The sequence below is a fragment of the Pseudomonas granadensis genome (assembly GCF_900105485.1).
Lineage (GTDB): Bacteria > Pseudomonadota > Gammaproteobacteria > Pseudomonadales > Pseudomonadaceae > Aquipseudomonas > Aquipseudomonas granadensis.
The window spans coordinates 387,441-399,407 of the sequence record NZ_LT629778.1 but is presented as its reverse complement, the minus strand read 5'-3'; the positions used below and the strand labels follow the sequence as shown (position 1 = coordinate 399,407).

Sequence of the window (11,967 nt, the reverse complement as noted above, 5' to 3'; positions counted from 1 at the left end):
GCGCGGAACCTCGTCTCAGGGCTGATCACCGCGCCACTGGCGCCGCACATGGTCAAGCCGTTGTTGCTGGGTCAGCCCCACCGGCGGTGGCACCAGCGCCGCCCGCGGATGCAACAAGCGTAGCCACAACCAGCCATCGAGCACGCTGCGGTCGCTGAAGCCCAGCGCCAGGCCTTGCTGGACATGGGAGGCCATGGTGGCGTATTCGGTTCCCAGCGATTGGCTCCAGCGCCAGATGTGCTGTTCGAGCAGGCAGGTTTGCAGGCGCTCGCGCTGGCGCCGGGTCAGGTTTTCTTCGATGTTCAGTGGCTCGACGGCCAGCCCCGGATTGCGCAACTGTTGCCAGCCCTGGCTGCCGATCGCCCGGTCGGCCCAGGTGCCGCCGAACCAGCGCAACTGACGGATCGGCCCAAGCCAGCGGCTCAGTTCGGCAGCATCGCAGGCATCGAAGAAATAGCTCGCGGTCTGCCGGTTGTAATAGCTGAGCAAGGCGCGGTGGCTGAGGCCGAACGACACGGTGAGCATGCGCTGCAAATGGCCAAGCAGCTGTTGCGCCGACACCTCGCTGGTGAGCAACAGCCCGCGCCACGTATTCGGGTCGCGGTGACACAATGCGGTCAGGGCCGGGCATTCGCTCAGATCGATCAGCAGCGGCCCGTGCCCACTGACCGGTTCGAACTCGGTGCCGTCGAACAGACTGAATCGGCGCACGGCGCTGAACGCCTGGCGCAACACTGGCAAGGCCTGCGGGGCATCCAGGCTGTCGAGCAACAGCCACTGCGTCTGGGGCTGGGCGCCCGTCATGTTGCGCCGCTCTGTTCAAGCGCCGTGACTAGCCGACAACTGCACACCGCCTGCGCACAATGACTGAAACTTCCGCCTCCCGGGATCAGGCAGAGCAACAGCAATGGCTCAGCGCTCATCAGCAGTTGCAGCAGCCCATGACTTTCCAGGCTGTCAGGCAGCCGCGGTGGGTCAGCGTCATCCTCCACCGCGGCGAGCGATGGCTGCAGCACACCGCTGATCATCGGTTGATCCGGGTCGCCCTCGAAAAAGCTCACCACCACTTCGACGCCATCGTTCAGCGCGGGCATGGACGACTGCGCCAGCGAGGGTGCCAGAGGTAGCCAACAGTGGCTCGGCGCAGCGCCTTCACCCTGATAGAGCCAGTCGAACTGTACGGCTACCGGTCGCTGATGATCGGGCTGTGGCTCATCGACCGTCACCACCCAGGCCCGTTGCAGGCTGTGCATGCGCACCCGCGAGGCTGTACTGAATGCTGGACTCGGCAACTGCACCGCGCCGAATACGCGGTTGGTATAAGGCGGTTCGAGGGCAGGATCGGCGCGATGCTCAATGCGCGTCAGTAACCATTGGCGATTGCATTCGGCGAAGGGATGGCCGGTCAGACGCAGCCAATGCCCACTGCGCAACGCGGCCAGGTCGCTATGACCCTCGGCGTGCTCCACGGTTTGCAGCCCTGACGGTCCGGACTGCAACGCCTTGTACAATCGCCATTGGCGCAGTGCCGGTGCGGCGTGCTGCTCGTCGTCTTCACACTGATACCGCGCTGCACCGGCCAGTGGCATCTGCGCCGGGTCATCGGTAAACACCAGACAATGCCGGTCGCGCTGGTGTTCGAAGTAATAGTGGATTTGCGCCTGCGCGCACATACGCTGCAGCAGTTGCAGATCCGATTCGCGGTATTGCGTGCAGAACGTGCGGGCCGGGTAGTCGCGGCGCAGTTCGAAGCGGCGCTGGTTGCCGACGATGCCGTGTTCCCTCAGCACTTGTTCGAGGATCTGCGGCACCGATCGGCCACTAAAGATGCGCTGACTCAGGCGCAGGGCCAGACAGGCGAGTTTCGGCCCCAGCCGGACCCGACTCAAGCGCAGGCCGGGGTCATGCTCATGCTGGACAAGACTTTGCAATTGCCCGTGCACGCCCTCCCCCGACGGCCCGAAACAGAGGAAAGCCGAACGATGCAGCAGGCCGGCGAGGTCCAGGTGCGGATCGTCGATCAAGACATCGATCTCGAACGTGAAGGCTTCGCTGAGAGCTTCAGTACCGGTGAAGGCCAGGACTTCGAAAGGGTCGGACAGGCCCGCTACATCGAGACGAAACGACGACTCGTTGACTGGATCGAACATGGGCGGATCTCTACAGGAGGGGCGGCCGGCGATTCTCGCCGAGAGCCATGGCCGAGTAGAGAGCTGAAGTACAACTTAGGAAATGACCTACGCGAAAAGCAGACCGGATGACTTTGCTGGCCGGGACCGGCAAGCATTTCGCGCAGATTTTGGGAGACATCCCACCGGATCATCCGAATTTTCCGCGGCTTGCGGGAAAGTTTCAGACAACCCGGCGAGATCGCCACCTGGCCTCAGGAAGACAGGTAGGAGGAGCGGGTCAGGCCCAGACGCAAGGCATCGAGAAATTGCGTGCGCTCGCTGGCGCTGATGCGTGCACTGGCGCACTTGTCGCGGTAATGCGTCATCAGCTCTTCCGGCGACAAGTGCACGTAACGCAGCATGTCTTCGATAGTGTCGTGGGTCTCGATGCCGGCGTGGTACACGCTGCCATCGGCGTTCTGGTAGATGTTCACCGAATCGGTGTCGCCGAACAGGTTGTGCATGTCGCCGAGGATTTCCTGATAGGCGCCGACCAGGAACACGCCCAGCAGGTAATCTTCGCCTTCGTTCAAGGCGTGCACCGGCAGACTGGTTTCGATGCTCTGCTCGTCGACGTACTGGTTGATCTTGCCGTCGGAGTCACAGGTCAGGTCCTGCAGCACCGCGCGGCGCAGCGGCTCCTCGTCGAGACGGTGCAGCGGGATGATCGGCAGCACCTGATCTATCGCCCAGGTGTCGGGCAAGCTCTGGAACACCGAGAAGTTGCAGATGTACTTGTCGGCCAGTTTGTCGTTGAGCTCGTCGAGCACCTGGCGGTGCGAACGCTGACGCGCTTTGAGCGAGTTGTGCAGGCGACGGCACACGGCGAAGTAGCACTGCTCGGCCAGGGCTTTTTCCGCCAGGGTCAGCTTGCCGTCGGCGTACTGCGCGGCAACGTCGCTCATGTAGTGAGTGGCGCGCCAGTAGGTTTCGGTGACCATTTCGATGTCGGTCGGGCCGAGCAGGTCAACCAGCCACTGCACGGTTTCCGGCAGGCTTTCCTTGTTCTCGATCAGCGGGATTTCGTCGTTGTGTTTCTCGACGTCGGTCACCTGCACCACCAGCATGGCGTGGTGCGCGGTCAGCGAGCGGCCGCTTTCGGAGAAGATATGCGGATGCGGCAGGCTCTGCGCGTCGCAGAACTCCTTGAGCATGCCGACCACGACACCGGCGTAATCGTCCATGTCGTAGTTGATCGAACTGGCGTTGCGCGAGTGCGTGCCGTCGTAGTCGACACCCAGACCACCACCGACGTCGATGTGATCGACCGGCAGACCGAGGTTGCGCAACTCGCCGTAATAACGGATCGCTTCCTTGAAGCCATGCTGGTAGTCGGCCAGGTTGGCAATCTGCGAACCCATGTGGAAGTGCAGCAGGCGAATGCCCTGATCCAGCCCGGCGGCGCGGAAACGCTCGACCACCGACAGCAGTTGCGCCGCGGACAGACCGAACTTGGATTTTTCGCCACCGGTGTCCGCCCACTTCGAGGAGGCCAGCGAAGACAGACGCACGCGCAAGCCAACCTGTGGCTTGACCTTGAGCGAGGCGGCTTCTTCGATCACCAGGCCGACTTCGGATTCTTTCTCGATGACGATGAATACGTTGTGGCCGAGTTTCTGGCCCATCAGCGCGAGGCGGATGAACTCACGGTCCTTGTAACCGTTGCAGACGATGGTGCCGCCCTTCGGCGCCAGCGCCAGCACCGCCAGCAGCTCAGGCTTGGAGCCGGCTTCCAGACCGATGGAGACATTCTGGGTGGCGATGATGTTCTCGATCACCGCTTCTTGCTGGTTGACCTTGATCGGGTAGAGCGCGGTGTATTTGCTCTGGTATTCCAGGCGTTCGATGTTCGAATCGAAAGCGCCGGTCAACTGACGGACACGGTCTTGCAGGATGTCGGGGAAACGTACCAGTAACGGCAAGGACAAACCGCTCTTGCGCAGTTGGTCGACTTGCTCGAACAGGTCGATGGGCGAGCTGCTTGGACCGTTCGGACGTACTTCGACGCGACCGGCTTCATTGATCGCGAAATACCCGGCCCCCCAATGGCGAATCCCGTAAACGCTGCGGCTGTCCGCAACTGTCCATTGGCTGCCATCGTCTTTACGTGTGCGTCGTACGGACATCGAAGTCCCCTATAAAGAAGTCAGAGTGCGTCGCCTGTCGTTCAGGCCGGCGCAGTCTAAAGAATGAAAATGACGGTTCGTCAGTGCGGCGGTAGACCGCACTGACTGCGTGGAGTTTAGAAACCGGTCATGAACAGGCTCTGTGAAAACCATGGCGACGACGCCGGATCTGCAAGGCTGCAAAGCCGGATCAAGCCGCCGGAGGGTTTCACAGAGGCTGCTAGCCGCCGGACTTCTTCGCTTTGAAACCGTGCTTGATCAGCTCAGCCAACAGTAGCTCGACGTGATCGCCCTGGATTTCGATGATGCCGTCCTTCAGCGCCCCGCCGGTGCCACAACGTTTCTTCAACGTTGTCGCCAGTTCCTTGAGCGCGTCTTCGGCCAGGGGCACGCCGGTGATGGTGGTCACCGTCTTGCCGCCACGTCCCTTGCTTTCGCGACGCACGCGGGCAATGCCGTCACCGGCCGGGATCACGGTTTGTTTGCAGATACAGGCATCCACCGGTTTACTGCATTCCGGACAATGACGACCTGCGTCGGTAGAAAATACCAGGCCGCCCAGGGCGGCGAAGGATGCGGCTTTTTTGGCCACCGGCAATCCTCTCGGGAGGACAAAGACTGATCGCGACCCTGGGCAAGGTCCGCGACCGCGAAGCCCCACTCAGGCAGGGGCAGCGCTACTGCAACGAATGTTTATGAAAACGGCTCGGCGCAGCTTGAAAAGGTCGCGCAGTGTAACGGCAAAAATCGCGATTGCTAAGTGCCAATCGGCGCCAATTCATGTGTTCTTTGCGACGTTGCTTTGCTGCGCCTTGAGATAGCGCTGCAATGCGGCCAAAGAGTCCGGGCAATAAGGCTTGTGCAAGATTTCCTGCATGACCTGATCGACGGGAATGAAGCGCGCTTCGAGGACTTCTTCCGGCTGCAGTTTCAGCGGACCGTCCCAGACAGCGGAAAACGCCGAACACCAGAGACGGTTGCCGGTGTCTTCGAAGTAGAAGTGATCGTGGGCGGTGAGCTCGACGCCGCTGACGCCCAACTCCTCCTCCAGCTCACGGGCCGCCGACTCGGCATAGCTTTCATCCGCCTGGACCATGCCGCCCGCAGCGACGTCCCAATATCCGGGATAGATCGCCTTGCTCAACGTGCGCCGGTGCACGCACAGCTCACCGGCGGAATTGAACAGCATGATGTAGGTGCCACGGCCGATCAGCCCGCGCTCGCGCAAATCGGAGCGCACCAGGGCGCCGAGCAGGTTGTCGTGCTCGTCGACCCAGGCGATCTGTTCAGCATCGGAAGCGGCGCGATGGGCTGCCTCCCTGGCGTTGTGGCTCATTGATCAGCCCTGATTGAGCAGTTGACGCAAATCGATCACCGCAGCGTTGGCCCGGGAAATATAGTTGGCCATCACCAGCGAGTGGTTGGCCAGTACGCCGAAGCCGCTGCCATTGAGAATCATAGGACTCCATACCGGTTCCTGCGAGGCTTCCAGCTCGCGAATGATCTGACGCACGCTGACCGTCGCGTTCTTCTTCGCCAGCACATCGGCAAAATCGACTTCGATCGCGCGCAGCAGGTGCGACAGCGCCCAGGCCTGACCGCGTGCTTCGTAGAACACGTTGTCGATCTGCATCCACGGTGTCTCGACGACTTCCTCGTCGACCTGCGGTACTTCGCCAACCGCGGGTACTTCGGTTTTCAGCGCGGTATTGAGCTTGACCCGGCCAACGCTGGCCGACAGCCGTTGCGACAGCGAACCGAGACGGGTGCCGACATCGCCCAGCCAGTTATTGAGGTTGTCGGCGCGCGCGTAGAACAATGCGTTTTTCTGGTTAGGATCGGACAGGCGCGACTGGTAGCGGCTCAGGGAATTGATGCCTTCCTGATATTCCGACTCACTGGACGGCAGCACCCAGCTTTTATTGTCGAAGTTGAAACGCGGTTCGGCCTTGGCCAGATCGGCGTCTTCGGCCGACTGCGATTGCGAACGGGCAAAATCCTTGCGCAGGGCACGGGTCAGGTCACGCACCTGCACCAGAACGCCGTATTCCCAGCTCGGCGTATTGTCCATCCACAGGCCCGGCGGGAAACGGTCGTTGGAAATGTAGCCGCCCGGCTTGTCGAGCAAGGTGCCGGCGACGGTCTTCAGGGTTTCGACCGTGGTGTAGCCGACGACCATTTGCTTGCCTTCCTTCTCAGCCGCGACCTGGGCATTTTGCGCCACCGGAAACAGCGCCGGCTCCTGGCTCCAGTACCAGCCAAGGCCAATGGTCACCAGCAGATAAAGGCCGACCAGTGTGGCCAGCGCGCGGCTGAACAACAGCCCGCTCACGTAGCTGCGGGTGGCCGACTTGGGCTCGGCGGCACGTTCAGGCGCGCTGCCCGCGCGGTTTTTCCAGTCCAGCATGGCGATATCCTTTCAATCACTTGAGTTCAACGGTTCGACCACAACCATACAACAACGTGCCAGGGCCTAGCACTGGCCGGTAGCGATAAGCCGCAAATGATGCGGGCGAGTGACGCTTGCCCTAGGGGAATCCCTGAGTCCTTAGCTCACACTTGTCCGACGCACAAGGCGAGCACCACCGCTGGAAAGCGCTCTGGGTCAACATCGGCGACGCCCGCACACGGCGCAGCATGCGCCCGGCAGGCTGGGCACGAAACCAACCGGTCAGAAACTGAATGGTGTCGCACATCAGATTATTGACGTACGACACTCGTCTAAGGGAAAAGAGGTGCTAGCATAGAGCCACCAGTCGATCTCAGCATGCAGCCTAACTAGTAGTCAGGATATGACCGAGCCAGAAGACCCCAGCCGTGAGCGTCTCAAGCACCACTTTGCCCAGCGGGTAATTCATCAGGCGCGTCAGATTCTCGAGATATGGCAGCGCCTGCAGCGCAGCGAATGGTCAACCGTCGACCTCGCCGAACTGAGCGAGGCCAACCTGCGCCTGCTGCGTTTTGCCGAGCGCTTCGAACAACCTGAGCACACGCAACTGGCGCGGCATATCAGCCAGTCGCTGGAAGCGGTGGACGCCAATCGCGGGCGCCTCAGCAGCGGGCTGATTACCGACCTCAACCGGTTGATGCAGCGTTTGTCGCGCACCGGCCTGCGGCATGGCGATCAGCTCGAGCAAACCTTTCTGCCGCCGCTGCGCAAGCCGATCTATGTGCTGCTGCAGGATTATGACCGCGCTGAACGGCTGGCCAAACAACTGGAGTTTTTCGGTTTGAGCGCGCAGGCGCTGGACAGCGTTTCGGCGTTTCGCTCATCGATGGTCGAGCGCCTGCCGGCGGCGATTGTCATGGACGTGGACTTCAGCGGGCCCGGCGTCGGCCTGAAACTGGCCGCTGAAGCCCAGGTCGGTCTCGACGAGCCGTTGCCGCTGCTGTTTTTCAGCCTGCACGAAACCGACACCCCGACCCGCCTCGCCGCCGTGCGCGCCGGCGGCCAGGAATTTCTCACCGGCACCCTCGAAGCGTCGAGCCTGCTGGAAAAAATCGAAGTGCTCACCTGCGTTGCGCAGTACGAACCCTACAAAGTACTGATCATCGATGACTCGCGCGCCCAGGCCTTGCACACCGAGCGCCTGCTCAACAGCGCCGGGATCGTCACGCGCACCTTGATCGAGCCGATCCAGGCGATGGCCGAACTGGCGGACTTCCAGCCCGACCTGATCATCCTCGACATGTACATGCCGGCCTGCACCGGCACCGAACTGGCCAAGGTGATTCGCCACAACGACCGTTATGTCAGTGTGCCGATCATTTATCTGTCGGCCGAGGACGATCTGGACAAGCAGCTCGACGCCATGAGCGAAGGCGGCGATGACTTTCTGACCAAGCCGATCAAGCCACGCCACCTGATTACGACGGTGCGCAACCGTGCCGCCCGCGCGCGCAATCTGAAAGCGCGGATGGTGCGCGACAGCCTTACTGGCCTGTACAACCACACGCACATCCTGCAATTGCTTGAGGACTGCTCGTTCCGCGCCCGCCGCGAGAACAAGCCGCTGAGTTTTGCCATGCTCGACATCGACCACTTCAAACGGGTCAACGACAGCCACGGCCACCCGATGGGCGACCGGGTGATCAAGAGCCTGGCGCTGTTTCTCAAGCAGCGCCTGCGCAAGACCGATTTCATCGGCCGTTACGGCGGTGAAGAGTTCGCCATCGTCATGCCCGACACCGACATCGAAGCCGCACACAATGTGCTCGATGAGATCCGCCAGCGCTTCGCCGAAATTCACTATCCGGCGCAGCCGCAGGACTTGTGGTGCACCTTCAGCGCCGGTGTGGTGGAAATGCACGACGACTGCGACAGCCTGATGATGGCCAGCCAGGCCGATGAAGCGCTGTACCGCGCCAAAGGTGCGGGACGCAATCGGGTGCAGACGGCGCGACACTCAAAGCAAAGTGCCACTTTTTCATTGGAATCCACTGATTCGGTCATAACCCTGTAACAGAACCGCAATAAATTCAGGCGCTTACCATTTCTGCCGTTGGTAGCCGTCATGCGCCTGAAGTTGCTCACCAATCTCAATACGCTGCTGCTGGTCGCTGTGTGCCTGGCACTCGGCGCCACGCTGTGGTGGTCGCAAAAAGCCCTCGAACGTCCTTATCTGCTGATGGAGCGATATCTGGGCCTGTCCCAGCAATTTCAGAACGAAGTCGCACGCAACGTCGAGGATTACCTCGCCAGCGGCGACGCCTTGCGGTTGAGCAGCGCCAGCCAGGCCATCGACGACTTGCAAACGCAACTGGCTGATCTACCACCGACGCTGGCCGAGTCGCTGCGCCCGAGCCTGTCCGGGCTGGCCGAGTTCAGCAAGACTGACCTGCTCGCCGCCGGCAAACTGGCCGGTGATCCGCAGGCCTTGCTGCTACAAGCCGAGCGCGAATTGAGCGCCAGCCTCGAACAGCTGAGCACGTACGCCAACGGCAACGCGAGCTACCTGACGCCGCTGCTGGTGGCGTCACAGCATTTGGGCAAGCTTTCGCTGGCACGCGACAAACTGGTCAGCAGCGGACGCAGCGAACTGGCTGCGGATGTCGAGCGCGAAGTCAGCAACATCCGCGCCCAGGCGCAAGCCATCGACGCCCTGCCCCTGCTCGGCGTGGTCAGCCAGAGCGCCTCCGGCAGCGACGACTTCGCCGCGATGATGGGCATCGAGAACAGCGAAAAAACCGTCGCCGAAGACGCTGGTGTCGGCCTCAAACGGGAACTCAACAGCCTGCTCGGTCGTTATCCGGCGGAGCTTGAGCGCACCCGTGAGCAAATTCAGAAACGCACTGATTTGAGTGTCGCGACCCATCAGAAAATCGCTGCGGTGCAACAAGCCATCGCGGCTCTGGAACCGGCGGTGCGCGCCCAGCACGGGCAGATCCAGGGCGAAGTTCGCTTGATGCAAGGCGTGATGATCGGCCTGATTCTGCTTATCGCGCTGCTGATCGACACCTTGCAGCGTCGCCTGGCGCGCACCCTGACCAATCTCGCCCCGGCGCTGTCGACCTGGGCCGAGGGCGATTTCAGCAGTGACATCCGCTTGGGCAAGACCAACCGCGAACTGCATGACATCGAAGCCTCGCTCAATCGCTTGCGTGCCTATCTGGTAGATCTGGTCGGGACCATTCGCGGCAATGCCGAGCAAGTCGCCGGAAGCAGCCGCACTTTGGCCGAATTGAGCAACGACCTGCACAGCGGCGCTGAGCATCAGGCTGGCGACACCGCGTTGATCCGCGATTCGCTGGGCGAACTGGAGGCGACCATTCAACAGGTCGCCGGCGATGCGCAGCAGGCAGCGGACGCCAGCCGCCACGCGGGCCTTGCCGTTGAGCATGGTCAGACGGTGATCGGCCAGAGCCTCACCGGGCTGCATGCGCTGGTCGGTGAAGTGCAAGGCAACGCGCAGATGATCGAGCACCTGGCCGAAGAGTCGGCCACCATCGGCGGCGTGCTGACGGTGATTCGCTCGATTGCCGACCAGACCAACCTCCTCGCCCTGAACGCGGCGATTGAAGCGGCGCGCGCCGGGGAAATGGGTCGCGGTTTCGCGGTGGTCGCCGAAGAAGTACGCTCGCTGGCGCAACGCACGGCTGGCGCCACGGCGGAGATCCAGACGCTGATTGCCGGCCTGCAAACCGCCGCCCGGCAATCGGTCGAAGGCATGCGTGCGCAGGTCGAACACGCCGAGGCCACCGCCAATCAGGCGCAAGCGGCGGACGGTGCACTGGACAAGATTGTCGGGGCAATCCAGACCATTTCCGACACTGCGATTCGCATTGCCGACGTCACCGCGCAGCAGAGCGGCGCAGTCAGCGAAATCCGCGATCACAGCGAGCGAATTCATCAGCTGGGTGGGGAAAATCTGCTGCGCATCGGTCGTGGTCGCGAACAAGGCGAGAACTTGCTGGTATTGGGCGGGCAACTGCATACCGCCGTTCAGGCCTTTCGCGTCTGACAAATCGCTATCGCGAGCAGGCTCACTCCTACCTTGGATCGCGTCCCCCCTGTAGGAGTGAGCCTGCTCGCGATGGCGTCAGCCCAGCCGCCACTGAATGACCGGATTCGAGACATTAGTCACATACTTCGCGCAAACATCGGCCATCGTGCTGGCTATTGCATGGAACTGGACAGTCACAAAGGCTTTGCGGCATAGTCGCCGGGTTCTGACGATTGCTCATTCATGACAAGGACTCCGCAGATGGCGACCCTACTGGTGCTGCACGGCCCCAACCTGAACCTGCTCGGCACCCGCGAACCCGGCACTTACGGTTCGACGACGCTGGCGCAGATCAACCAGGATCTGGAGCGCCGCGCCCGAGAAGCCGGCCATCATCTGCTGTATCTGCAAAGCAACGCCGAGTACGAATTGATCGAGCGCATCCACGCCGCCCGCGGCGAAGGTGTCGATTTCATTCTGATCAATCCGGCGGCTTTTACGCACACAAGTGTCGCATTACGTGACGCGCTGCTGGGAGTGAGCATCCCATTCATCGAAGTGCATTTGTCCAACGTGCACAAACGCGAACCTTTCCGCCATCACTCCTACTTCTCCGATGTAGCGGTGGGAGTGATCTGCGGCCTTGGCGCCAGCGGTTACCGACTGGCCCTGGAGGCCGCGCTAGAACAGCTTGAAACACAGGCAACGACTTGAACAACAAGCGTTAAACGCCCCTGACCGACCCTTGGGAGTTGATGATTCATGGATATCCGTAAAGTTAAGAAACTGATCGAATTGCTGGAAGAGTCCGGCATCGACGAGCTCGAGATCAAGGAAGGCGAAGAGTCCGTACGCATCAGCCGTCACAGCAAGACCCCGGCTCAGCAATACTACGCGCCGGCCCCGATGCAGGCTCCGGCCGCTGCACCTGCCTCCGCTCCAGTCGCTGCTGCCGCCCCGGTTGCCGCTGCTGCCCCGGCGCTGAACGGCACCGTTGCCCGTTCGCCGATGGTCGGCACGTTCTATCGCAAATCTTCGCCAGCGTCGCCAGCCTTCGTTGAAGTCGGCCAGACCGTGAAGAAAGGCGACACCCTGTGCATCGTCGAAGCCATGAAGATGATGAACCACATCGAAGCTGAAACCAGCGGTGTGATCGAGTCCATCCTCGTCGAAGACGGCCAGCCGGTTGAGTACGACCAACCGCTGTTCACCATCGTTTGAACTGCG

Annotated in this window: 10 protein-coding genes; 4 read left to right on the top strand and 6 right to left on the bottom strand. The window is 61.6% G+C overall.

Annotated features, from left to right (window positions below):
- Window positions 1-15: 15 nt before the first annotated feature.
- The 6 genes from BLU52_RS01640 to BLU52_RS01615 form a co-directional block, all read right to left on the bottom strand.
- A complete protein-coding gene (locus BLU52_RS01640) occupies window positions 16-804 on the bottom strand; it encodes a DUF4123 domain-containing protein (RefSeq protein ID WP_090281079.1) in 789 nt (262 codons plus the stop codon).
- On the bottom strand, window positions 801-2,150 hold the full coding sequence (locus BLU52_RS01635) for a type VI secretion system Vgr family protein (RefSeq protein ID WP_090281076.1): 1,350 nt from the start codon (window positions 2,148-2,150) through the stop codon (window positions 801-803). The genes BLU52_RS01640 and BLU52_RS01635 overlap by 4 nt, the downstream gene beginning before the upstream one ends.
- 233 nt (window positions 2,151-2,383) lie before the next feature.
- Window positions 2,384-4,297 carry an arginine decarboxylase gene (gene speA / locus BLU52_RS01630; RefSeq protein WP_090281072.1) on the bottom strand — a complete coding sequence of 638 codons (1,914 nt, stop codon included), beginning with the start codon at window positions 4,295-4,297 and terminating at the stop codon, window positions 2,384-2,386.
- 220 nt (window positions 4,298-4,517) lie between these two features.
- A complete protein-coding gene (locus tag BLU52_RS01625) occupies window positions 4,518-4,889 on the bottom strand; it encodes a translation initiation factor Sui1 (RefSeq protein WP_007914613.1) in 372 nt (123 codons plus the stop codon).
- 186 nt (window positions 4,890-5,075) lie between these two features.
- Complete coding sequence (locus BLU52_RS01620) at window positions 5,076-5,633, bottom strand: NUDIX hydrolase (protein ID WP_090281069.1); 558 nt, start codon at window positions 5,631-5,633, stop codon at window positions 5,076-5,078.
- Window positions 5,634-5,636: 3 nt separating this feature from the next.
- Window positions 5,637-6,704: a DUF2333 family protein gene (locus BLU52_RS01615; RefSeq protein ID WP_090281066.1), complete on the bottom strand. Its 1,068-nt coding sequence runs from the start codon at window positions 6,702-6,704 to the stop codon at window positions 5,637-5,639.
- Window positions 6,705-7,089: 385 nt separating this feature from the next.
- On the opposite strand from BLU52_RS01615, the gene gcbA reads away from it, so the two are divergent.
- The 4 genes from gcbA to accB all read left to right on the top strand — a co-directional run bounded on the left by gcbA (window position 7,090) and on the right by accB (window position 11,961).
- Window positions 7,090-8,760, top strand: coding sequence for a diguanylate cyclase GcbA (gene gcbA / locus BLU52_RS01610; protein WP_090281063.1), 1,671 nt, complete (start codon window positions 7,090-7,092; stop codon window positions 8,758-8,760).
- A 51-nt stretch (window positions 8,761-8,811) separates the two neighbouring features.
- On the top strand, window positions 8,812-10,758 hold the full coding sequence (locus tag BLU52_RS01605) for a methyl-accepting chemotaxis protein (protein ID WP_090281060.1): 1,947 nt from the start codon (window positions 8,812-8,814) through the stop codon (window positions 10,756-10,758).
- Between the two features lie 243 nt (window positions 10,759-11,001).
- Window positions 11,002-11,454 (top strand): type II 3-dehydroquinate dehydratase, encoded by a 453-nt coding sequence (aroQ, locus tag BLU52_RS01600; RefSeq protein WP_090281057.1) that lies wholly within the window; start codon window positions 11,002-11,004, stop codon window positions 11,452-11,454.
- Window positions 11,455-11,502: 48 nt separating this feature from the next.
- Window positions 11,503-11,961 carry an acetyl-CoA carboxylase biotin carboxyl carrier protein gene (gene accB / locus BLU52_RS01595; protein WP_090281054.1) on the top strand — a complete coding sequence of 153 codons (459 nt, stop codon included), beginning with the start codon at window positions 11,503-11,505 and terminating at the stop codon, window positions 11,959-11,961.
- The last annotated feature ends 6 nt before the right edge of the window (window positions 11,962-11,967 follow it).

What these genes read in the sequence shown, in the direction of transcription:
- BLU52_RS01640 (WP_090281079.1), bottom strand. Translation starts at nt 804, where the DNA reads ATGACGGGCGCCCAGCCCCAGACGCAGTGGCTGTTGCTCGACAGCCTG.
- BLU52_RS01635 (WP_090281076.1), bottom strand. Translation starts at nt 2,150, where the DNA reads ATGTTCGATCCAGTCAACGAGTCGTCGTTTCGTCTCGATGTAGCGGGC.
- speA (WP_090281072.1), bottom strand. Translation starts at nt 4,297, where the DNA reads ATGTCCGTACGACGCACACGTAAAGACGATGGCAGCCAATGGACAGTT.
- BLU52_RS01620 (WP_090281069.1), bottom strand. Translation starts at nt 5,633, where the DNA reads ATGAGCCACAACGCCAGGGAGGCAGCCCATCGCGCCGCTTCCGATGCT.
- BLU52_RS01615 (WP_090281066.1), bottom strand. Translation starts at nt 6,704, where the DNA reads ATGCTGGACTGGAAAAACCGCGCGGGCAGCGCGCCTGAACGTGCCGCC.
- gcbA (WP_090281063.1), top strand. Translation starts at nt 7,090, where the DNA reads ATGACCGAGCCAGAAGACCCCAGCCGTGAGCGTCTCAAGCACCACTTT.
- BLU52_RS01605 (WP_090281060.1), top strand. Translation starts at nt 8,812, where the DNA reads ATGCGCCTGAAGTTGCTCACCAATCTCAATACGCTGCTGCTGGTCGCT.
- aroQ (WP_090281057.1), top strand. Translation starts at nt 11,002, where the DNA reads ATGGCGACCCTACTGGTGCTGCACGGCCCCAACCTGAACCTGCTCGGC.
- accB (WP_090281054.1), top strand. Translation starts at nt 11,503, where the DNA reads ATGGATATCCGTAAAGTTAAGAAACTGATCGAATTGCTGGAAGAGTCC.